The organism is Mesorhizobium sp. WSM4840 (assembly GCF_055811755.1).
This window is the reverse complement of the sequence record NZ_JBVVQD010000025.1, coordinates 40,958-62,745: the sequence shown is the minus strand read 5'-3', so window position 1 is coordinate 62,745 and position 21,788 is coordinate 40,958. Positions and strand designations below refer to the sequence as shown.

Here is a 21,788-nt window from a genome sequence, read left to right as displayed (position 1 = left end):
TGCTTTCGCATGGCGTTTTTACACCACGCGATTACACCTCACTATCCTAGCGTGTGATACTTCGATCACATCTTGCTTTCACATCGTAACGTCGTGGCATGTGAACACATCGTGTGAACAAGTCGTGTGAAATGGGATCAACCGTGTGCCGCCGCTTGGGCGATCCTGGAAGTCTCCACGTCGCGCAATTTCCGTTGTTGACCGGTGAAGTCGGCACCGACCTTCCCGCTCCTATTGTGGTGAACCCCGGAGCCGCGCGAAGGCCGTCTGTGACGCTCGCACGCAGTCGGCCAGGGCGAAGAGCGGAGCGTCCCTTGCGGACGAGTACGAGGGGCACACAAAGGCCGACAAAGCGGTCCTGGAGGTGAACCCTGGAGAGCGTTTTAGCGTTTGAACGGGCAGGGCCTCCGTCCCTGCCCGACGTTTCGATGCGGGCGAGCGAAATGTGGGTCGCTCGAAAAGTCGGTTTCTTTGAGTGTTATTTTCACGTCTATTGAGGGTGGCAGGATACGGAAAAATGTGCGACATTTTTCCCGACGATCGAGGAACAAGCCCTCGATGCCTGCCGCAAGCGCCAGAGAGAGGGTCCTAAGGCTAATGGACGACGCGAAATTCGAGGTCCGGCTCGCGCCGGACCGGAAGGGTCGAATGGTGCATGCCCGCGTCAGCGCGGACGAATATGCGGCGATCGAAAAGTCAGCCAAGGCGGCCGACATGACAGTTTCCGGGTTCTTCCGGTCGCTGATCATCGAGGGAGCGGGCGTTCGGCCAATCCTTACCGAGGAGGACCGCCTCGTGATGGCATTGCTGCTGGAGGATATGCGCGCGATCGGTGTGAACCTCAATCAGGTCGCGCGGGCGCTCAACAGCGGCAAAGGCGTTCATCCGAGCGACGTCGATATCAATGTCGGGAACGTGCAACGCGTCCAAGCGGCCGTCATGACGGAGTTGCGATCGCTGGCGAAGCGCGCCGGCTATAAGCGGCGAGGGGAGGGGTAAGGCGTGGAAATCTTTTTCGGCGCCTTCACGAGCGAATGGGAGCAGCGCCGTGCGGCGTTGCTGCATGAACTATCGCTTGGGCCAAAACGCCATTCGTCGGCCGAAGACGAAATGAAGCGCCGATTGAAAGCGATGGCCGCGCTGGGCGGCGGTGGTGGTGGTGCTGGTAGCGGTGGTGGCAGCCAGCCAAAAATGCGGCGGACGGCCGCCAGGGCGATCTTCGCGGCCGAGACGCGGGCAGCTGAGGCATCCCGTCCAATCGAAGCGCGGCTAGCGGCGGTTGCCCTGGGCAGTCAGCCCGCGGTTGTCAAAATGGCATCCTATGGCGGCGGCGCGAGGGTGGGGGCGATGCTGAATTATGTGTCGCGCGGCGGCGAGCTCGCGGTCGAGAACGAGAACGGCGAGCGCATCAGCAGCCGCGAGGATCTGGCGCGGTTGCGGGGAGACTGGAACCATCTGTTCCAGAACCGAGTAGAGAGCCGCGATATCGGCAGCTTCACCGTAGAGATTGCGACTGCGGCGGTTTCGTCAGACGAGGCGATGCACGAGCTGGTCAGGAACAGTTTGACGAGCGCGTTCGGCGATCGACGCTATGCTTACGCGGTCACGCACCAGGCCGACGGCGGGCTGTCTGTTCAAGGAGCGGTCGTTCTCAGAAGCGGGCAGGGCGAGCGGCTGACTGGCGACGACAAGGCCGCCAGCATCATTCAGGTGCGATATGACGCGAGTGCCGCCGCGCAGCCACATGCTGCGCGGTTCTCGTTCCAGGGCCACGGCAACGGTGTCGAGTATGGCGCCAGCAAATTGCGGAGCCTGGTCGAACGTTATGACGGCAACGTTCGCGATGACCGCGGCCAAGTCATCGGTGACGAAAAGCTCGCTGGCGACCTGGTGCAGAAGGAATGGCGCGGTGATCTGCACAGCCGCAAAGGCCGCGACGTGATGCACCTGATCATGTCGGCCCGAGCCGGCACGAATGTCGAGGCGTTTGAAAACGCTGCACGCGACTTCCTTGCCGAGCAGTTCGCCGGCCATCGCTACGTGTTTGCCGTGCATGATCCGGCCAATGATCCAAAGGAAGAAGGGGATGGGGGCAAGCGGCCACATGTCCATGCTCACGCGATCATCACGATGCGATCGGAATCGGGCGATCGGATCGAGACGACCCCGCAGGTGTTTCGGGAGTGGCGGGCCACAATGGCTGAGAAGGCCCGCGCGCAGGGAATAGCGATGGAGATGACCGATCGTCGCGAGTTCGCCAGTCCGCCCGCCTTTACCCGCAATCAAGTGAGACCGGTGAGCAGGGAAGGGCGGACCGAGCACGTCGGGACCAGCGAGGCGGCACAGGGCCGCTACGACGCTAAGCGGGGCGGACGCCGCAGTCTGGCGAAGGCCGAAAGAAGCCGGGAGTATGCCATAAAGGCAACGCAGAGTTGGCAGAAAATTGCGCTCGCCAGCGGTGATCGGCGTGTTGTCGCCTATGCAGAACAGCAGCGGGATCATTTGACAACAAGCCTTTCGGCTGGTCAGACAGAAGCGAGACCAAATGTCGTCCATGCAGCTTTCGGATCAAAATTCCGCGCCAATATGGTAACCTTGCAGAAAGTCGTTTTGGAGGGCCAGGAAATGCGCGAGACAACACGAGCAGAGTTTGAAGCCTATGAAAAGAAGGTCGAGACGGCCTTGTTCCGGCTGGAGCGGAGCGTCGGTCCGGACGAGCGGGCCGACTTCGATGAAGTGGCGACATTGGCGCGCGAACACGTCAATCAGCGCCGCGAGCTGGTGGAATTATATGAGCAGCGCAACGAAGTGCGGGCCGAGCAGAAGCAAGAAGAGCAGGCGGAGGCCGAATGGCAAGCAGCCGTCGCCCAGGACGGCGATGTCGCGGTTGATGCTGGCAACGACGTCCTCTCGGTTCAGGATCACAGCTCCGATCTGATCGAATCCAGTTCTGCTGAAAAACGGCAAGCCGCAATGGAACAGCCGCAAATGCCGAAAGAGGAATTAGAACGGGCCATTCAGGCCGAGATTGATCGGCTCAAAGCAGAAGGCTACAGCACCGCATACATTTGCGAACGGAGTCTGGAGATCGAGGACGGCGTTCGCCAGCGGTATGCCGAGGCCATGCAGAACCCCGACAATCCCGATCTTGTCGGCGCAGCTAAAAATCGGGAGGCGCTGATTGCTGGCGCCGAAAGGGTAGGGGAGCAGTCAGCAGAGCAAAAGGACAAGACCCCGACGAATGCCGATGCCGTGACCGAACAGCAGCGAGATCCTCGCTTTGAGGAGGCCGAGCGCCGGCCGGACGAATCGGCCGAGCGCGAGGCTCACGAACTGGCGTCGACCGTCGATGCTACAAATCGGCTGCAGGATAAGTTAAACAGGGACAATGAGGCCGCACAACGCGGCGGCGAGACAACGCGGACCGATCCGGCGCAACAGCATATTCCTCGCCTCGAGGAGTTGGAGCGCGAGGAATTGGAAAGAAGGGAACGCGACCGCGACGACCGGGACCGTTAGAGGATCATGTTTAATCGACAGGATTACGTTTACCAGAGCAGCGACCCGAAGGGTGACGAGGGATTTGGCAAGTTATTTGCTATCATCATCTGTTTCGTTTTCTTCCTGGGCGCACTGCAGGTTGCTTATGAAACGGTGTCTGGCTGGTACCAAAACTTTATGCAGTGGAGCAGCGAAATGCTGGCTTTTTTGGCCGGCTTATGGCCGTTCTGAATAGTTCCGGGCCTCCGGCACTCGAGTCTTATGCGAGGATAAGAAAACGGCAGACGAACCGATCCGGAATTCGACTGCTGACGAAATGGCAGGTATGCAGTGGTGGAATTCGCTTACCGAGGCTGAGCGCGCGAACTGGCTGGGCCGGGCGGATTCGGCAGTGCCCGCCGAGGCTTGGGCAGCATATAAATGTCAAGGACCGCTCGATCTACAACCTGCTGCAGGGATCCACTAATATAGACCGGTACCGTCGCCTTAACTCGGCGTGAAGATTGGCGTCGTAGGTCACGCCCTGACCGAACGTCCTGCCGACCTCGCCGATCAGCTCTACAAGCGCCACCGCTTTCCGGCCGAGATCATCAGCCATGCGGTTTGGCTCTACTTCCGCTTTCCGCTCAGCCTGCGCCATGTCGAGGACATGCTCGCCGCCCGCGGGATCGAGGTTTCCTTCCAGACCATCGCCGAGTGGGCCACCAAGTTCGGAGGCGCATATGCCCGCCGGATCCGGCGAGCAGCCAAAGGTGCCTTCGCCGACAAATGGCACCTCGATGAGATGGTGGTCCCCATCAAGGGTAAGAAGCACTGTCTGTGGCGGGCCGTCGACGCCAACGGCTATGTTCTCGACGCTCTCGTGCAAAGCCGCAGGGACAGAAAAGCCGCGCTGCGGCTGATGCGAAAGCTGCTCAAGGCGCAGGGCATGGCGCCGCGCGTCATGGTGACCGACAAACTCGGCTCATGTGCTGCGGCAAGGAACGAGCTCATGCCTGGTGTAGAGCATCGATCCCACAAGGCGCTGAACAACAGAGCGGAGAACTCTCATCTTGCCGTTCGACGACGGGAGCGGATGATGAAGCGGTTCAAGTCGAGCCGCCAGTGTCAGCGCTTCGTTTCCATCCACGGCCCGATCACCTATCTCTTCCACTATCCGCGTCACCACATGACCGCCGCACAACATCGCGAACTTCGAGAGGCCTCCATGGCAACGTGGAGCCAGATCACCATGTCGACGGCGGCATGAAAAATCGGTCTGCCGGCGTCTACTCGTCTCGTGCTCAGCTAAGGCGACGGTTCCGCAAGCGGCAATGCGCTGGTCGTGCCAAAGGTTGTGGCACCACCCGACCACGAACGGCCGCAGGTCGACGTTGCACGCGTGATGACAGCGGGCTTTCTCAAATGTTGCCGCGCTTCCCGGCGCTCCGAAAGAATGCCCGGCCGGAGCCGGGGAATGACCGTTCCGAACGAAATCGGCGCGAGCGTTCAACGCCTTAGTAGCCGCCGCCCATGCCGCCGGTACCGCCGGGGCTACTGCTGCCACCGTTTGTGGTCTGTGCCGGGGAATGCTGCGCACCATTGCTGGTCATGCACCCGGCGGCACCGGTTAGGATCATGAGCAAGACTGCGATTGTGATGTGACTGCGCATAAGGTTGTCTCCCTTCCGTGGGTTCCCACCCCGCATCCCGTCAACAACATTGCGCTCGGTTTTAATCCATCACGATTGAGTGACGGATTTGCGTACTCACAGCGCGCGCCGATGGACTTGGAAAAGGGGGTATACGATCTCGACGAGGCAATTCGCAGATTGAAGGCGTTCGAGGCTGCGATTTCCTTCGCAGCGCCTTCGTGAAATCCGTCGTCGAAGAGAGAATTCCCGAAGACCAATGGCGGGCGACTGCCGCGCTTTTGATCCAGCGACTTTACCATAGCGATGACGTCGATTCAGACTTGCTGGATTGGATTGTGCGAAGTAGCAGCGTTCCTGTCGCTTGGCAGTTAACCGGGTTCTGCCTCACTTTGTGTGGTGGACAATCGATCGGCTGCGCTACTCACGTCATCGACGGCTAAACGGAACACCAGAACAGCAGATTGAGGCTTTCTGGACGCTTGATGAATTGCCACGCAGGCGTCGAATTGCTGCGAGCACGGACGTTGCCGCTCGTTTCGTGCATCCACCACACAAAGTGAGGCAGAACCCGGTTAAGTGCCAAGCGACATTCGTGTTGGTGTCTCGCGGCTGCGGCGGAGCCTCGCTGATAGTGTGGGGAGCTGCGATGACGGTCTAACGACTTGGTCTGCGTGTTGTTAGGGGGAATCGAAGGTGGAGTTGGCTGGGCCGGATCAGACGGTTCAATTCCCCCGATGCAAGCGCGGGAATAAATTCCCGCTGGAAACGTTATTCATTACGACCTCCACCAACGACATCAGGTGCGTCGTTGGCGTTGCGTTTCACCGGTTCGTCGCCGCGTGTGCGGCGCTGGAATCGGGAGTTCAATCGAGCGGGCGTGGCAACCAGAGTTGAAGGCGCCGGCGGAGCCAATGGACGAGAAGAAGACGGCCATCCTTGCGCAAATTCCCCGGCTGCGCCGCTATGCTCGCGCGCTTCTGCGCGACAGGGATGCGGCCGACGATCTCGTCCAGGACTGCCTGGAGCGCGCGCTCACCCGGCTGGACAACTGGCGCACAGGGGAAAATCCCCGCCGTTGGCTGTTTACGATCATGCATCATTTGTTCGTCGACCAGATGAGGAAGGTGAACCGGCGCGGTTCGACACTGCCGGTGGAAGCCGCGGAAGCGGTGGCCACATCCGTCTCGCAGCACGACAGCATTGCGGTCCGCGACATCCTTGATGCGCTGGAAGCGATCAGCCCGGAGCGCCGCGCGGCTATCATGATGGTCGCGGTGGAAGGGTTTTCCTATGCCGAAGCGGCGAACATTCTTGGTATTCCGGCTGGCACGTTTATGTCGCGGATCGCGCGCGGACGGGAGGAACTGCGCGGACTTCTCGACATTGCCGCGCGGCGGCGCACAATCAGGGTCGTCGAGAAATGACACCGCGCGAATACACCATTCGGGACATCCACATGGCGCTCGACGGCGAGATGCCCGCCGAGGAACGCGATGACTTCGAAGTCTGGCTTGCCGCCAATCCCGACATGAAGGCGATGAGCATGCGTTTCGCCGCCGACCGGGCGCGTTTGCAGAGTGTTTTTGCGCCGATCCTCAACGAGGCGGTGCCGGAACGCCTGTTGAAGATGCTTGCCGACGAAACGGCTGAAAGCGGATCGCGTTGGTCGATTTCCAAATTGCCGTGGCGGTCCGCGGCCGCCGCTGCCCTCGTTCTTGTGAGCGCTGCCATCGGCTACTATGCGGGAACCTCCCGGGAGCAGATTGTTGAAATCGAAGCCCAAGACGGGGCGGTGGTGGAGCGTGCCCTCCAGGCGCATGTCATGTACGCTGCCGAAAAACTGCATGTGGTCGAGGTCGGCGCCGACCAGAAGGACCATCTTGTCGGCTGGCTTTCGAAAAAGGTCGGCGTCTCCCTGGTCGCTCCCGATTTTTCGGCTGAAGGTTACCAGCTTGTCGGAGGCCGCCTGCTACCCGCCGCCGGCAATGCGGCGGCGCAACTCATGTATCAGGACCGCGCCGGCACGCGCATCACCCTCTACGTCACTGCTGACGCGGAGAGCAGCGAGACCGGCTTTCGCCTCTACGAGGAAGATGGCGCGCGCACCTTCTACTGGATCGACGGCGGCTTCTGCTATGCGGTTTCCGGCGGGGTGCCCGAAACGGCCTTGCTCGACATCGCCAATGCAGCTTATCGGCAACTCCTCGACGGCGCGGCGAGCTAGCCGTCCGGCGCCGACCGGAGCCCTGCCATGTCTCTGTTTCCGAAAATAAATCAGCATGTTGCTACAAGCCTGGATGGGGTTCACTTCCGTGTTCATTCGCACCATCGGGTGGCGGTATTCGGTGCCAAAATCCAGCGCGTTCGCGCCGGGTCCGAACTCCTGGACCCGAAATAGCTGACCGCCGTTTCACTGGCCAGGCTGGCCTCTGCGTTCTGGAGCCCCAGCATTGGTTAATTCCAAATCACCCTTCTTATGTCTGGAAGAATCCGGCCTTTGGAATCGTTAGTCTGGTGATACACGATCTGAGGAGAACCCCAATGCAAACACGATTGATTGTTAGCCTGGCGTCCCTGCTTGTTGCAGCGCCCCTCGTGGTCGGACCGGCCTTTTCGGTCGGCGGCGGGGGTGGTGGCGGCGGCGCACCTATTGCGCAGTGCAAGAAAGGCATGGTCTGGAGCAAGAAGAGACAGAAATGTGTCGCCCAAAGACAGGGTGCGCTCGACGACGACAGCATCTATGAGACCGGCCGCGCGCTTGCCCAGGCGGGGCGCTATGGCGAGGCGATCACGATCTTGAGCCTTGCCGCCGACAAAACCGACCCGCGCATTCTCAACTATCTCGGTTATTCGCATCGCAAGCAGGGCCGCGTCCTGGTTGGTCTCGGCTATTACCAGGAAGCCCTGCGCAACAATCCGGATTACACGCTGGTGCGCGAATATATGGGCGAGGCCCATCTGCAGCTTGGCGACGTCGCTTCGGCCAAGGAACAGCTCGGCGAGATCGAGAAGCGCTGCGGCACCACCTGCAGCGAATATACTGAACTCGCTTCGCAGATCGATGCCTATGTCAAGGGCCGACCGACCGGCATTTGAAAGGTGCAGAAGCTCGACCGTTGTGTAGAAGCGGCCGGGCTTTCTTGCACACTGTAAACTGCACGGGACATGCTTGCCCGTTTCTTAGGCACAAGGGACAGGCATAGCTGATGAAAAAATTCCTGTCAGGCCTGTGTGCCGCAACGCTTGCGATTTCGTTCGCGGCAGCCTCGATCGTTCCGGTGAATGCGGCGCCCATTTTTGTACCGAAAGCCCCGATAGTGTCGTCCGACGTTGTTCCGGCACAGTACCGACGGCGGATCATGCGTCGGGACTTCCGCCGTGACCGCCGCCATTTCCGCCGTAGTTTCCGTCGTGACGCAGCGGCCTTCATTGCCGGTGCAATCATTGGTGGTGCGCTGGCCAACCAGCCGCGCCGGGCCTATGGCGGCAACGCGCACGTCCAGTGGCGCTACAACCGCTACCGGTCGTATCGGGCATACGACAATACGTATCAGCCCTATTACGGCCACCGCCGGCAGTGCTATTCGCCCTACTGAGATTCTTCGCCTCCGGTTTGAGCAGAAATCGGTATTGGGCTCACCGGCGACGCGCTCCAACGTGCTGCCGAAGTTCTTGTTGCCGACCGCTACCGCCAGCATGTTATGGTCACCTATACCGGCGGTCCCAAGGTGTCAGCACCGCATGGCCTGTCGCTCCTCGAAGTCAGCCGCCTCTACAATATCCCGCATGCCTCGGCCTGCCGCGGGCGTGCCCGCTGCTCGGCCTGCCGGGTCAGGGTCGTCGAGGGGCTTGCCGAACAAGCGCCGGCCGATGAGACCGAAAGGAAAGTGCTCCAGCGCGTCGGCGCGCCGCTCAATGTGCGGCTTGCCTGCAGCTCAAGCCCGAGGCCGATCTCCAGATCACCACCCTCTTTCCGGCAAGCGGCGATGCGATGTCGGTCCCCATGGACAAGTTCCTATGGGGCGTCGAGCAGGAAGTGACGCTGCTGTTCTCCGATCTGCGTGGCTTTACCAAGCTGTCGGAGCACCGGCTGTCCTATGACGTCGTCTTCCTGCTCAACCAGTATCTCGGGCGGATGAGCGAGGCCATCGAGGATACCGGCGGCTATGTCGACAAGTTCATGGGCGACGGCATCATGGCGATCTTCGGGATCGACAAGCCGGTCAGCCAAGGGGCGAATGAAGCCGCCTCAATGCGGCGCGCGCAATGGGCGGCGTTCTCGATGCACTGAACCAGAGCCTGCATGAGGAGTTGCCGAGCCGGCTCGATATGGGTATCGGCATTCATACCGGCCCCGCCATCCTCGGCCACATCGGTGCGGCCGGCGGCGTCGACACAGGACGCCGCATCACCGCGATTGGCGACACCGTCAACACCGCGAGCCGTCTCGAGAGCGCCTGCAAGGAACTTGGCGTCCAGACGGTGATTTCGAAACCGGTCCTTGCCGCGGCGGGGATCGCCGCGACCGACGCGCTCGAGGAAAAGTCGATCGAAGTGGGCGGCCGCACCCAGCCGCTCAAGATCTATGCCGTCAAGCGGGCGACGCAAATCCCGCTCGGCAGCGATCAACCGAAATCCGTGAGGCGATAGATGTAATACTAGATAGTCGCGCCTTATTGCTTTCCTGCCTGGATGACAACAAACACAATCGCTGCGTGGAATAATTTCGTATCCCCATGCGTTAGCTGAATAGTTCGCGTTGAAAGTGCTTCAAGCGAGAGCATGCCGATGGTCGGCTGTTCAACTGAGGAAGGGCACGAGAATGAAAAAATCTCATGATAAACATCAGGAATCGGCGAATGCTGACTCAAGTCCAAGTCTGTCCCGCCGAAAATTTCTGAAGGTCTCCGTTACCAGCGCCGCGATTGTTGGCGCGGGAGGGCTTTCTGGCTGCATGTACAGCCCGACGATGATGCAGGCCGCCGGCACGACTCCGAAGTCCGTAGCGCGCTATCGAGGTTCCCCAAATCGCGGCCGGCGCTGCGCCGGATGCACTCATTTCCTGAAGCCCGACCGATGTGAGATCGTCGCCGGTCAGATCAGTCCCAATGGCTGGTGCCGCTTTCACATGCCAGTGCCGGTCTGATCGAAGTGTGATTTTAGCCGATCGTCCGCGTAGCGTTCCGCCACGATCCGCGCCTTTTTCTCCGTGCTTCGCGACCGCCGCCGACCAGCGCCCGTCGACGCGTTTCCATCCGTCAGTCGTATCAGCGCGGCACACACCTGCGACGTGTCCGATAGAAATGTGAGTAAAGCTCCATGACCGTTTCCCCCGATCTGGACGACCGTACCGATTTCGTATCGATCGCCGCCGATATCGTCTCTGCCTATGTGTCGAACAATCCGGTACCGACCGGCGAGTTGCCGAAGCTGATCGGGGATATCCATTGCGAAGGATCGGCACGTCTGCGACCGCAACGGAAGTCAAGCTGGAGCCAGCGGTATCGATCAGGAACTCGGTAACGCCGGACTACATCCTCTGCCTTGAGGACGGAAAGAAGTTCAGAAATGGAGCCTGCCCGCCGACTATCCGATGGTGGCGCCAAACTATGCCGCAGCGCGCTCGGCGCTGGCTAAGGCTTCCGGGCTCGGGCATCACCCCAAAATAGCCGCGCCCGAACCCGTCGTAGCGGAGAAACCGAAACGGACGGCTCGCGCTGCGAAGGCCAAAACGGCTGCAAACTCGCCGGCGAAGACAGCACGCAAGGCTCCCGACAGAGCGTAGCGCACTTAACCGAAGGGAAGGCCAGACAGCGACGGGCTTAAATATGGAGAAGGGGGCTGCGCGTGCATCCAATCGGCGGCGGTTTGCACCCTGCTGGCGGCGGTGAAGATGGCGGATGGACCGTGCGTCAGTACCTCGAGCCGCGATGCAATGGCGGGCCGCATGTTCGATACGGAGATTATTGGCGAGATCGGCCATCTACCCTTTTGCGACTTTGACCATGGCGCGCGACTGGAGTCCGGAAGCGCGTCGCTATTCACACTTTAATGATGTTCAGGAGCCTATCTGCATGGACGCTTCGGGAGCGGTAACTTTCGCCATCCTGACCGCCGCGGAAACTCACAAAGGCGTGAAGGCAAACGGCGGGAATTTTTGCTCCAATGCCGCCGTTAGCGTCTTGGGGCCAATATTTCCTTAGTATCATCAATCTGGAGGAACTTCATGAGAAAGCTCATACTCGCCATCTCAACCCTCGCGCTCGCCGGAACAGCTGCATTGGCCGACCCGATCGCCGATCGCCGGGCGGTCATGAAAGAGAATGGAAAGCACGTCGGCGTGCTTGTGAAGATGGTCGAAGGCGAGGCGCCATTCGACGCCGCGGCGGTTCTGGCTGCTTTGACAGCGCTCAACGACAATGTCCAGAAGATCGACGTCGTCGCGTCGTTCCCCGCCGGCAGCGACAAGGGTGATACATTTGCCTCCCCGAAAATCTGGGAAGACATGGCCGGGTTCCAGGCCATGGTGGACAAGTTCAAAGCCGTTGCCGCCGCTGCAGTCGCGGCCCCGGCCCAGGATCTTGAGGCGCTGAAGGCGCAGGTTGGCACGATCGGGCACACTTGCGCCGGATGCCACGAGACCTTCCGCCTCAAGAAAGAGTAGCCTTCGGCCAATGGGCCTGATCAGGAAACTGGCCGTTGCCGCCTTGGTGCTGGGCGGCGCCGGCGTTGCGGCAGCGTGGTTCCTGTCGGCGCCGCAGCGTCTTGGCGCCGAAGCGGCCTCAGCGCTCGGGGAGGGCGACGCCGGGAGAGGTGAACGCATTTTCTGGATCGGCGGCTGCACCTCGTGTCACGCCCGGCCGAAGTCCGAAGGACCTGCAAGGCTGGAGCTTGCGGGCGGCCTCCAACTCAAGACACCTTTCGGGATTTTTGTCGCGCCGAACATCTCTTCGCATCCGGAGGACGGGATTGGCGCCTGGTCGCTCGGGGATTTCGCCAATGCGATGATGCGCGGCGTCTCGCCAGGTGGCGAGCATTATTACCCGGCGTTCCCTTATTCTTCATACACGCGGATGCGGTCGGCCGACGTCGCCGACCTCTACGCCTTCATGAAAACGCTGCCCGCCGTGGAAGGAAAGGCGCCTGGCCATCAGCTTGGCTTTCCGTTCAACATCCGCCGCGGGCTCGGCCTGTGGAAACTGCTCTATCTGAGCGACGAGCCGGTATTGGCGCTCGGCGAAGGCATACCGGAAAACGTGCTGGCGGGCCAGTATTTGGTCGAAGGCCCGGGCCATTGCGGCGAATGCCATACTCCGCGGCAATTCACCGGCGGATTGAAGAAGGGTGAATGGCTGGCTGGCGCAGTCGCGGCCGAAGGTGAGGGGATCGTGCCCAACATCACGTCAGGCGAGGGCGGCATCGGCGAATGGTCGGAAGGCGACATCGCGAGCTTCCTCGAAACCGGCTTCACGCCGGATTTCGACTCGGTCGGCGGCGCGATGGTCGCGGTCCAGAAGAACATGGCGGAACTCTCGTCCGAGGACCGCGAGGCGATCGCTGCCTATCTCAAAGCCGTGCCGCCGCACCCGAACGGCTATCCGGCGCGGCAGGCGTCGCAGCCGGAGGGACAGGGGCTTGTCAATTGCTGCAGGCGCAGGCCTGACGCCCGAAGTTGCTCCTTTGTATACTCTTACGACCGTGGTCAAGGGTGATTGGGTTGAACCCCATATCGTCCGAAAAGCCTTCCTCATAGCTCTGTTCCATCACTGGGAGCGATATTGCAACAAATGCCTCGGCTGGCAGAAATATAGTCCTCCCCGGAAATGGCTAGAGAGCCATGGGCATGCCGATTGCGCCGTCTCGATCCGCGAGCTTCAGAAAGCTGCAAACCGCGCGAAGCATGGTCCGGGGAATTCCTGCAAGGAATTGTACCGCATGCGGCCTGAGCTGTTTCCTCGTGTAAAATCGCCAACCAGTTTGCCATTCTCGACGTTTGCCAGAAGCAAGCTCCCCAAACCTCCGTAGCTGTTTCCTGTCTCATAGCCGATGACGATGAACTCGTCGCGCTGGACGCACTTGGTCTTCACCATTCATCACGCCGGCCAGATCGATATGAGCTGTCACGAAGCTTCGAAACAATGTCCTCCAAGCCGAACTTGCACGCATGCGCGAAAAGCGCGTTAGCATCGCCGCCAATCTCATCACTGAAGACGATGCCCTCCGGCGGCGGCTCTCCGACCAGGTCGCGGAGCGCGGCTTTCCGTTCCATCAGCTGTCGATCGCGGAGATCTTTACCGTTGAACTTGAGCAGATCAAAGACGGCAAGCATGATGTCATGGCGCCGGCCGTGTCGGCCAAGCGCCTGCTGAAGCGATGAGAAATGCGACAGCCCTTTCTCTGTTAGGGCTGCTGCGAAGAGGCAAGCATTGACATGCTTTGGGCACCATCAGGCGGTTTGGCCGCCATCGGGAGCGGTCCGCCTTAATCGAGCCCCGGGACAGTTTTCGTCTTGCCGCTCAGTTTTGCTCCGAACGTCAGAATCGCAGGGAGCATGTCGACGAGCGGACCGACGATTGCAGTGCTACCGGGGAAGGCGACGATGCGCGCGAAGGCCGCAGCTGCCAGGATGCGCAGGCGAAACTGCTGTCGCCAAACTGCCGAATATCGGTGGCCGATGTTTTCACGCACGCTTTTTTTGTCCAGATCGCCGGCTCGGGCAAGTTCCGCGGCGAGCAGCCAACCCGACTGGATCGCCATCGAAATTCCTTCGGCAATGAGCGGATGCGACTCGCCTGCCAGATTGCCGACACGAAAGGTATCACCAGCATAGCAGGGGCGAATGCCCGGACGAACCGGCCCGGCTGCGAGCCAGCCGCCGTCGAGCGATCCGCCTCCGACCGCTTCGTCAACGCCCCGGCAGCTTGCCGAAATGTGCCGGAACACGGCCTCACCTCACCCGCAGGGAGACTGCCGCCTTCATTGCGGGCTTCAGCCAAAACATCGCGCCTTATGCAGCTGGAGATCGAAAGCCGGCCATGGTCGGACCACACCATGCCGCCGTAGCCGCCGGGAAAAATGAAGAGCGGCATCAATTCGGTTGCGAGCCGCGCATCCCTAAAATGGGCCTTAAAGCCGAACAGATCGGATGGACGGTTGGTCTTTTGCAATTGGCTCGGCAGTTTCCCTTGCTCCCACGACCCGTGCGCGGCAATGACGACGGGAGCGCGCAAAGCGTGCACCTCGTTGCCTGAACTGATTCTGACTGTGCGGAACGTGGAATCGTCGGCGATCCCGACGGCATGCCAAGGCTGAAAGACTTCTGCGAGGGATGAATGACAGGTGATCCCCCAAAGGCAAGTATTCTGTTCCGACATAAAAGCTAGATGCCGACGACGCTGGCGCGTCCGAATGGCAGCGTGTGACAGCCATCCGCGTCGCCACGTCCCGCCGATCCATTTGAGACGGCAATTGAGAGCGACAACCTGCCGAGCTTTACAGCCAAAAGGAAAGTCGGCGGCCCATCCTTCAATGAGCATTGCCTGAACCCGCCGACCTGCGGATTGCCAGTGGCCCCGCGATTCGCAGCTTTGCCGGAACGGAGGTGTGCCGTCTAGCAATGTAGGCGTGTACCGTTCAAGGTGCGGAAGTTTTAAGACTCTGCCTTAAACCGCAGCGGCCGGCCGATGATCCCGGGTATTTCGTTCTGTGGACCTGCTTCTTGCGCGATCCGACTTTCCCCCATACGAAAGCGGACTTGCAATAGGAGTTGATGAATGACCGAAGAGAACAGTCGCCAGAACGCGGAATTGATGGAATTGACCGCGGATATTGTCGCGGCGTTTGTCCAAAATAACGCCGTGCCCGTAGCAGGCCTGCCCGATCTTATTTCTTCGGTGAACTCCGCTCTCGTCAGCTTAGTCAAGCCCGCTGTGGTTGAGCAGCCAACACAGACCCCGGCGGTCAATCCCAAAAAGTCTGTGTTTCCCGACCACATCATTTCCTTGGAAGACGGCCGCAAGTTCAAGTCGATGAAACGGCACTTGGGCTTGCTTGGCATGACGCCCGATGAATATCGAGCCAAGTGGGGGTTGGCGCGGGACTATCCTATGGTGGCACCAAGCTACGCTGCACAACGGTCAGAGCTGGCGAAGTCAATCGGACTTGGTCGCAAGGCGGGCGCCAAAATGCCCACCAAGAAGGAGCCAGCCAAGAGGGCACCAGCCAAGCGGGTGAAGGCCTAAGAAGACCCTGCCTCAGACGAGGGCACGACGTCCAGTGATCTTCTCGATGTTGATGCGGAAGAAGAGGTGGGGCGGACTGGCCACCTTGTCCTCGGAGTGAAGTGTCTCGCTGCCAGGTTCCCACCAGTTGGGGCGCGCTTCCTGCAACAGCGACCATGCATGGTCGCGCTCATTCTGCCGGGGGCCCGCTTCGGAGAGTTCTTCGTAGCGACCGAAGGCAATGACACTCCACCAGCTGCGAGGGCTGCGAATCTCGTCGACTTCGAAGCAAACCTGAGGATGTCCCCGCATCGACCAGACCTTGTGACCAATCAGGGAGAAGCTGTAGATGTGGCCGTCTTCGTAAACGAAGCTGATTGGCACGACGTACGGCATCCCGTCTCTTACGCAAGCGAGGCGCCCGACCCTGCTCGCGGCCAGGTGCATCCTGCATTCTTGGGCGGTCATCTCACTGACGATCACGGGACTCCCCTGGTGAACGAGCGAGCTTCGCTCTGTGCATCTCGATGCCGCGGAAGCGGACTTCTTGCTTCCACTGGATTCGCGATCGCTCGCGGGGCTGCTATACGCCATGTTCCATGCGCCACGCCGGCAAAGACGGCGAAGGGGTGCGCCGATGCAAGCTGCGCCGGACTCAGGCACCTCCTTGTTTAGCCGGCCGTCTCAAGAAATCGATCAGCGAAGTCGGCGAGGGCGTTCCAGTCAGTGAATTCGTGATCGCGCTCGGGGCTCTGATCGCTGCTGCGTTTCATGACGACGAATTTGACGAACTGCTCCTGGAAGTAATCGTACTTGGTGAAGCGCAAAGCACCCCCGAGAAGGAGGGTCATGCGTGGTTGCCACCCTGTCACGGACACGAAGCGATCCACGTAGTTTTGCGCTTCCGTCTTTTGGTCTTCCAGCGCCGCCGACAGACTGACGGATATGAGGGCTGAAGGCTTAGTGTTCAGCAGTTCGTGATGGGCAAACACGAAGTTCGTGACGATTTCCTGGTGGTGCTCCTGGTGGACCGACGCGGCAATGACGAACGCGTCGAAAGGTCCGAGCTTCAAATCGGATGCGAGCGCTGCGCTATCTTGCAGCTCGACCTGGTGCCCGCGCTCGCGAACATGCGTTGCCGTCCACGCGGCAATTTTCCGCGTCTGCCCCTCGGTCGTTCCATAGACAATCAGGACGTTCACGATGTCCCTCCGACAGTGGAAGAGACATTCATAGGGACGACCGATACGAGCCCCGGCATGCCGGTACCTCAATGCTTCGCAACCGCAATTGGCCGCATTATAGCCCATGGAATAGGCTCCACGAACTGCTTTTCGCTGCGACCTGGGTGCTTAGAGCACAAAGAACCCGATTGTGGCCAGAGCCATGATCAGCACCGCAAGCCATCCGACTACGACCATCCACCGCGGGGCGGTCAGCCTTCCCATGACGCGTGGGCTACTGGCCATCATCACCATGATTGCCATGAGTGGGACCGCAAGTATGCCATTGATGACCGCTGTCCAGTAGAGCGCGCGGATTGGATCGAGTGCGGTAAAGCTAACTACAACACTGCCGAGGGTCGCTGCGGTAATCGTTGTATAGAAAGCCTTGGCCTCACGGGGCCGCCGATCCAGCCCCTCCGGCCAGCGGAACATCTCCGCGACGGCATAGGCAGCCGAGCCGGCAAGCACCGGGACGGCCAGCATGCCGGTGCCGATGATGCCGGCGGCGAAAACCGCGAAGGTGACTTCGCCGGCAATCGGCCGGAGCGCCTCTGCCGCCTGCGCTGAAGTCTCGATCTGCGTAGTGCCGTTGGCGTGGAGCGTGGCTGCGGTGGCGATGATGATGAAGAGAGCGATGAGATGGGAGAATGTCATGCCGAAAAGCGTATCTGTTCGAATGCGGGCGAGCTCGGCACCTGCCGTACGCGGATGAGTGCTGAGCCGTACAAGGTGGCGACGATGCAGCTCCTCCACTTCCTCACCGGCTTGCCAGAAGAAGAGGTAAGGGCTGATCGTCGTGCCGAGAACAGCCACCAGGGCCATGGCATGGTCGTGATCCAAGGCGAATTGCGGAATGAGTGCGCCGCGCAGCGCGGCTGCCCACGGCACGCCCACAGCCAGCACCACCGCGACGTAAGCAAACAGCGAGAGGGTTAGCCACTTCAGGATGGTCACATAGCCCTTGTAGGCAATGAAGATCTCAAGGCCGGCGCAGAGCAGTCCGAAGGCAGCGGCGTAGAGGAACTGAGATCCACCGACGAGAAGCTTAAACGCGGCTCCCATCGCCGCCAGATCGGCGCCGATGTTGATGAAGTTGGCGACGAGCAACAGGAGAACGGCAAAACGCATCACCCAAGGCGGATAGTGTCGCCGCAGGTTCTGCGCGATGCCTTGACCGGTCACGGCGCCGATGCCCGCGCTGATCCCCTGGATCACGACCAGGAGGGGGTAGCTGAACGGTATTGTCCAGCAGAGGGTATAGCCGAATTGCGCGCCAACCTGGCTGTAGGTGGCGATTCCACTGGGATCGTCGTCCGCCGCGCCGGTGATGAGGCCGGGCCCCAACGTGTGCAGGAAGCTGGTGCGCCGACGCGGCGAGTCTCCGGGCAACATTGGTGATTGATGCTCCATCTCAGTTTCTCGCCTGTCGCCGCAACGCGTCCCGCTCCGGTGTCGTTTCAGTTCGCATTTGGTTCGATGGCAACGGTCGCTGGTTCCGTCCACACGATGAAAACACCTGGCCCTGCACTGATACATTGTAAGCGGGTTCTTATGTACTTCTCATGTCGAATGGCGGGCTGTTGTGCGTAATGGACGCGTTCGCAACGTCCGCAGTTTGTTGATGAACGGACCTTAGGGGTACATCCGCGAAGTGACACTAATGGCGCAACTACGATGTCCAGAGTGATCGCCGGCAACGTCTGCTATGGGCAACAGCAAAGATCACCTCAATGGCCGACATGAGGCGCATAGCTGCCACTCGGCACGGAGACCTATACCGCCTTTCGTGCTGACGTTAACGACCTACAAGGTCGCGAGCGTCAGAAAACCGAAGCCCTCTGAAACCTATCCTAAAATCGAATCTAGTGGCCTAATTCGTCCATAAGCACACGCAATTCGGATTGAGGCTCCACCCATGTCCCTCTGGGGGCTTGGCCGCTTCCCGCGTGGCAACGACGTCAATAATGCTCTCCGCAAACCGCAGCTTGGCCACGATCTGATTATACCGCCTCGTGATCTATCGCGCGAGAGATTCGATAGCCAACTTTGATGAGCAGCCACTCGTCGCACATGCGGTGGGCGTCCAGACGGCGTGTGACCAGTACGCATACTGCGTAGCGTTCTAAATACCGATTGCGCAGCCGTCCTTGCGTGGGTCTGAACCGCCCTGCAGCGTCCCATTCATCCAGTCGATCATGATCGCTTGGGCGCCCCCGATCGGCTCTGCCGCCGGGACGATGCGGAACCCTCGACCGGCCAGTTCTTCCTGAACCGCGACTGGAAGCGTGTTCTCGACCTCCACTTCCATCGTGCCAGGAATTGGAAAGACGCGGGGCAGATCAATGGCTTGCTGAAGGTCGAGGCCAAAATCAAGAACTTTTGACAGGAAGTGCGCGTGACCCATGGCCTGATACGCGCCACCCATCACGCCGAAAGGCATGACTGCGCGCCCATCCTTCACCAGCATGCCCGGAATGATGGTGTGTAGCGGGCGCTTGCCTGGTTCGATGACGTTGGGGTGGTCGGGATCCAGCGAAAAACTTATACCGCGATTGTTGAGTATCACGCCCGAGCGCGCCGCGACGATGCCTGAGCCAAAACCATAATAGATCGAGTTGATGAAACTGACGGCGTTGCGATCCTTGTCGACGACGGCAATATAGACCGTGTCGCGATGCACCGGCATATCGAATGAAGGAAGATCCGCGCGCGCGCGCCCAAGATCAATCATCCCCGCCAGACGATCCGCGGTCGCGCTGGAAAGCAGTTGCTCAACCGGCACCGCCACTTTCGCCGGATCGGCGAGCAAAGCATCGCGCGCCGCATAAGCAAGTCGCGTCGCCTCGATCTCGATGTGCAGCCGGTCGGCGGATTGAGGGTCACCCTTGGCCTCGAAGCGCGACAGGATATTGAGGATCATGAGCGCTATGACGCCCTGGCCATTTGGCGGACATTCGTAGACGTCGTGGCCGCGGAAACCTGTCTTTATCGGCGTCACATATTCGCCCCTGGCGCCCATGAAATCATCCAGTGTGTGCAAACCGCCGAGGCTTCGCAGGCGCGAAACCATGTCCTCGGCGACCTCCCCCATGTAGAAGGCGTTGCGTCCATCCGACGCGATCTTGCGGAATGTTGCGGCGAGTGCGGGTTGCCGGTGCACCTCGCCGATTCTTGGCGCCCGCCCCCCAGGGAGAAAGATGCTTTTTGCGGCAGAATCGGCGGAAAGCAGCGCCGCCTCCTGTTCCCAGTCGAAATGCACGCGTGGGGAGATGGCGTAGCCGCTTTCGGCGAACTCGATCGCAGGAGCGAGAAGCTTGCCCAGCGGCAGTTTTCCATGATCGGCATTGAGCTGGGTCCAGGCGTCAACCGCACCAGGAACGGTTACTGCATGCGGTGAGTGACGCTCAATTTCTGTGATGCCCTGAGATGCATACCAATCGGCTGTTGCGGCCACCGGGGCACGGCCGGATCCGTTGTAGGCGATGATCTCGCTGGACCCTTGTTTCGACATCAGTACGAAACAATCTCCGCCGATACCGGTCGATCCCGGTTCGACCACGCACTGGACGGCGCTGGCGGCGATGGCCGCATCGAGTGCGTTGCCGCCCGCCTCCAGAATCCGAACGGCTGCAAGCGTGGCCGAGGGATGGGACGTCGCAGCCATGCCATGCCGTGCGACCACGACCGAACGGTTTGGTTTCTCGAAATCCCTCATATGCGAAAAAACTTCCTAAAACGATTGCTGTGAGGGCCCGCCGATCACATTGGACTGGTCGCTAGGCCCGATGCAGGGCGCAGATGCCGTGACAGATTGTATTCGAGCCTACCCAGCGTCCGGGTGATGATGAAATTTAAGATCAGGTAGATAGCGCCTGCGCAGACGAAAACTTCCATTGCCCGGTAGGTTTGCGAGATGATGCCCTGGGCGATGCCGGTGATTTCCATCAGCGTAACGATGGATGCAAGTGAGGTTCCCTTGACCATCAAAATGATTTCGTTGCCATAGCTTGGCAAAGCCTGGCGCAGTGCGATCGGCACGACGATGCGGCGCAGCGTCATCAGTCGCGTCATGCCGAAGGCCTGCGCCGCCTCAATCTGGCCCGTCGGCACCGACTGCATGGCGCCGCGGAGGATTTCACTGCCATAGGCCGCGGTGTTGAGGGACAGCGCCAGGATGGCGCACCAATAAGGTTCGCGGAAAAGGCCCCACAGACCGAGTTCCTGCAACGTCGGCCGAAACTGGCCAAGGCCGTAGTAAATCAGGAATATCTGGACCAACAGGGGCGTGCCGCGAAACACCGCGACGAAACCCTTGATCGGCCAGTCAATCAAAGGCTGCCGGAGGCGCTGGGCCAGCGCCAAAGCCAAAGCGAGGATGACGCCGAGCAGGATGGACGTGCCGGCAAGCTCAAGCGTCAGCGGCAGGCCGGCAAGCAGCTTTGGCAGTATTTCAGCGAAAAAGGCGAAATCCATCACACCCTCCGAATGCCCCGAAGCGCGCGGCGTTCAGCGCGCTTGAACAGCAATCCCGTCGCTGAGGCGATGGCCAGGTAGAGCGCAGCGGCAGCCGTGTAGAAGAGAAACGGCTCGCGAGTCGATCCGGCCCCGATCTGTGCCTGACGCATCAGCTCGACAAGTCCGATTACCGAAATCAGCGCTGAATCCTTGAGCACCAGTTGCCAGACATTCCCTAGGCCTGGGATGGCATGACGCATAAGCTGGGGTGCGATCACCCGGCGCAACATGAGCGCAGGCGGCATGCCATAGGCGCGCGCTGCTTCGATCTGACCGCGGTCGATGGCGATGTAGGCACCGCGGAATACCTCCGCCTGATAGGCACCCGAAATTATGCCGATTGCCGTTGTGCCTGTGGCGAAAGCGGGTAATCCGAGGAAGCCCTGGGCGCCAAACCAATGGCCGACCGCAGTCAGCGCCATGCTACCGCCGAAATACAGGAGATAGATGGTCAAGAGGTCGGGAACGCCCCTAAATACCGTGGAATAGGCATCGGCGAGCAGGCCGAGGGAGCGCGACCCGCTGACCCGGGCCGCAGCTGCCAAGGCGCCGATCACTGAGCCGAACATAAATCCGGCGACCGAAAGCAGTAGCGTTACGAGAGCAGCGCTGAGCAGGGCCTCCGCCCAGCCACCGTCGCCAAACCCTAGCAGACGAACGCCATCCAGCATCAGCTAGTTCGCTCTCCGGGA

General features: G+C 60.4%; 24 protein-coding genes and 1 pseudogene. 16 read left to right on the top strand and 9 right to left on the bottom strand.

Annotated features, from left to right (window positions below; genetic code table 11):
• Positions 1 to 597 precede the first annotated feature (597 nt).
• The 15 genes and pseudogenes from AC0L3I_RS27220 to AC0L3I_RS27150 all read left to right on the top strand — a co-directional run bounded on the left by AC0L3I_RS27220 (position 598) and on the right by AC0L3I_RS27150 (position 12,847).
• Positions 598 to 999 (top strand): plasmid mobilization protein, encoded by a 402-nt coding sequence (locus tag AC0L3I_RS27220; RefSeq protein WP_473528905.1) that lies wholly within the window; start codon positions 598 to 600, stop codon positions 997 to 999.
• Between the two features lie 3 nt (positions 1,000 to 1,002).
• The gene (locus AC0L3I_RS27215) at positions 1,003 to 3,519 is read left to right on the top strand and encodes a relaxase/mobilization nuclease domain-containing protein (protein WP_473528904.1); all 2,517 of its coding nucleotides are present in this window, start codon (positions 1,003 to 1,005) and stop codon (positions 3,517 to 3,519) included.
• Positions 3,520 to 3,525: 6 nt separating this feature from the next.
• Complete coding sequence (locus AC0L3I_RS27210; protein ID WP_473528903.1) at positions 3,526 to 3,732, top strand: hypothetical protein; 207 nt, start codon at positions 3,526 to 3,528, stop codon at positions 3,730 to 3,732.
• Between the two features lie 292 nt (positions 3,733 to 4,024).
• On the top strand, positions 4,025 to 4,750 hold the full coding sequence (locus AC0L3I_RS27205; protein ID WP_473528938.1) for an IS6 family transposase: 726 nt from the start codon (positions 4,025 to 4,027) through the stop codon (positions 4,748 to 4,750).
• 1,296 nt (positions 4,751 to 6,046) lie between these two features.
• Complete coding sequence (locus AC0L3I_RS27200) at positions 6,047 to 6,559, top strand: sigma-70 family RNA polymerase sigma factor (protein ID WP_473528902.1); 513 nt, start codon at positions 6,047 to 6,049, stop codon at positions 6,557 to 6,559.
• Positions 6,556 to 7,359 (top strand): anti-sigma factor family protein, encoded by an 804-nt coding sequence (locus AC0L3I_RS27195; RefSeq protein WP_473528901.1) that lies wholly within the window; start codon positions 6,556 to 6,558, stop codon positions 7,357 to 7,359. The genes AC0L3I_RS27200 and AC0L3I_RS27195 overlap by 4 nt, the downstream gene beginning before the upstream one ends.
• A gap of 317 nt (positions 7,360 to 7,676) precedes the next feature.
• Positions 7,677 to 8,231, top strand: coding sequence for a tetratricopeptide repeat protein (locus AC0L3I_RS27190; protein ID WP_473528900.1), 555 nt, complete (start codon positions 7,677 to 7,679; stop codon positions 8,229 to 8,231).
• 110 nt (positions 8,232 to 8,341) lie between these two features.
• A complete protein-coding gene (locus tag AC0L3I_RS27185) occupies positions 8,342 to 8,731 on the top strand; it encodes a BA14K family protein (RefSeq protein WP_473528899.1) in 390 nt (129 codons plus the stop codon).
• A 105-nt stretch (positions 8,732 to 8,836) separates the two neighbouring features.
• A complete protein-coding gene (locus tag AC0L3I_RS27180) occupies positions 8,837 to 9,175 on the top strand; it encodes a 2Fe-2S iron-sulfur cluster-binding protein (RefSeq protein WP_473528898.1) in 339 nt (112 codons plus the stop codon).
• Complete coding sequence (locus tag AC0L3I_RS27175) at positions 9,127 to 9,426, top strand: adenylate/guanylate cyclase domain-containing protein (RefSeq protein ID WP_473528897.1); 300 nt, start codon at positions 9,127 to 9,129, stop codon at positions 9,424 to 9,426. Before AC0L3I_RS27180 ends, AC0L3I_RS27175 begins: the two co-directional genes overlap by 49 nt.
• Positions 9,402 to 9,785 (top strand): adenylate/guanylate cyclase domain-containing protein, encoded by a 384-nt coding sequence (locus tag AC0L3I_RS27170; RefSeq protein WP_473528896.1) that lies wholly within the window; start codon positions 9,402 to 9,404, stop codon positions 9,783 to 9,785. Before AC0L3I_RS27175 ends, AC0L3I_RS27170 begins: the two co-directional genes overlap by 25 nt.
• A 172-nt stretch (positions 9,786 to 9,957) precedes the next feature.
• Entirely contained in the window at positions 9,958 to 10,281 is a 324-nt protein-coding gene (locus tag AC0L3I_RS27165) for a twin-arginine translocation signal domain-containing protein (protein WP_473528895.1), read from the top strand.
• 173 nt (positions 10,282 to 10,454) lie between these two features.
• A pseudogene (locus AC0L3I_RS27160) lies at positions 10,455 to 10,920 on the top strand (Ros/MucR family transcriptional regulator).
• A 441-nt stretch (positions 10,921 to 11,361) separates the two neighbouring features.
• Entirely contained in the window at positions 11,362 to 11,799 is a 438-nt protein-coding gene (locus AC0L3I_RS27155) for a c-type cytochrome (RefSeq protein WP_473528894.1), read from the top strand.
• Between the two features lie 10 nt (positions 11,800 to 11,809).
• Positions 11,810 to 12,847 (top strand): c-type cytochrome, encoded by a 1,038-nt coding sequence (locus AC0L3I_RS27150; RefSeq protein ID WP_473528893.1) that lies wholly within the window; start codon positions 11,810 to 11,812, stop codon positions 12,845 to 12,847.
• Positions 12,848 to 13,009: 162 nt separating this feature from the next.
• Here the strand turns inward: AC0L3I_RS27150 and AC0L3I_RS27145 are convergent, their stop codons facing one another.
• The 3 genes from AC0L3I_RS27145 to AC0L3I_RS27135 form a co-directional block, all read right to left on the bottom strand.
• Positions 13,010 to 13,225, bottom strand: coding sequence for a hypothetical protein (locus tag AC0L3I_RS27145; protein ID WP_473528892.1), 216 nt, complete (start codon positions 13,223 to 13,225; stop codon positions 13,010 to 13,012).
• The gene (locus AC0L3I_RS27140) at positions 13,219 to 13,464 is read right to left on the bottom strand and encodes an ATP-dependent DNA ligase (RefSeq protein ID WP_473528891.1); all 246 of its coding nucleotides are present in this window, start codon (positions 13,462 to 13,464) and stop codon (positions 13,219 to 13,221) included. Before AC0L3I_RS27140 ends, AC0L3I_RS27145 begins: the two co-directional genes overlap by 7 nt.
• Positions 13,465 to 13,616: 152 nt before the next feature.
• Complete coding sequence (locus AC0L3I_RS27135) at positions 13,617 to 13,892, bottom strand: hypothetical protein (protein ID WP_473528890.1); 276 nt, start codon at positions 13,890 to 13,892, stop codon at positions 13,617 to 13,619.
• 1,016 nt (positions 13,893 to 14,908) lie between these two features.
• On the opposite strand from AC0L3I_RS27135, the gene AC0L3I_RS27130 reads away from it, so the two are divergent.
• A complete protein-coding gene (locus tag AC0L3I_RS27130; RefSeq protein ID WP_473528889.1) occupies positions 14,909 to 15,376 on the top strand; it encodes a Ros/MucR family transcriptional regulator in 468 nt (155 codons plus the stop codon).
• Between the two features lie 12 nt (positions 15,377 to 15,388).
• Here the strand turns inward: AC0L3I_RS27130 and AC0L3I_RS27125 are convergent, their stop codons facing one another.
• The 6 genes from AC0L3I_RS27125 to AC0L3I_RS27100 form a co-directional block, all read right to left on the bottom strand.
• A complete protein-coding gene (locus tag AC0L3I_RS27125; RefSeq protein ID WP_473528937.1) occupies positions 15,389 to 15,823 on the bottom strand; it encodes a pyridoxamine 5'-phosphate oxidase family protein in 435 nt (144 codons plus the stop codon).
• 203 nt (positions 15,824 to 16,026) lie between these two features.
• Entirely contained in the window at positions 16,027 to 16,557 is a 531-nt protein-coding gene (locus AC0L3I_RS27120; protein WP_473528888.1) for a flavodoxin domain-containing protein, read from the bottom strand.
• Between the two features lie 150 nt (positions 16,558 to 16,707).
• On the bottom strand, positions 16,708 to 17,973 hold the full coding sequence (locus tag AC0L3I_RS27115; protein ID WP_473528887.1) for an Nramp family divalent metal transporter: 1,266 nt from the start codon (positions 17,971 to 17,973) through the stop codon (positions 16,708 to 16,710).
• Between the two features lie 730 nt (positions 17,974 to 18,703).
• Positions 18,704 to 20,296 carry a gamma-glutamyltransferase gene (gene ggt / locus AC0L3I_RS27110; protein WP_473528886.1) on the bottom strand — a complete coding sequence of 531 codons (1,593 nt, stop codon included), beginning with the start codon at positions 20,294 to 20,296 and terminating at the stop codon, positions 18,704 to 18,706.
• Between the two features lie 44 nt (positions 20,297 to 20,340).
• Positions 20,341 to 21,054, bottom strand: a complete 714-nt coding sequence (locus AC0L3I_RS27105; RefSeq protein ID WP_473528885.1) for an ABC transporter permease — start codon at positions 21,052 to 21,054, stop codon at positions 20,341 to 20,343.
• Positions 21,054 to 21,767: an ABC transporter permease gene (locus tag AC0L3I_RS27100; protein ID WP_473528884.1), complete on the bottom strand. Its 714-nt coding sequence runs from the start codon at positions 21,765 to 21,767 to the stop codon at positions 21,054 to 21,056. The genes AC0L3I_RS27105 and AC0L3I_RS27100 overlap by 1 nt, the downstream gene beginning before the upstream one ends.
• Positions 21,768 to 21,788 lie beyond the last annotated feature (21 nt).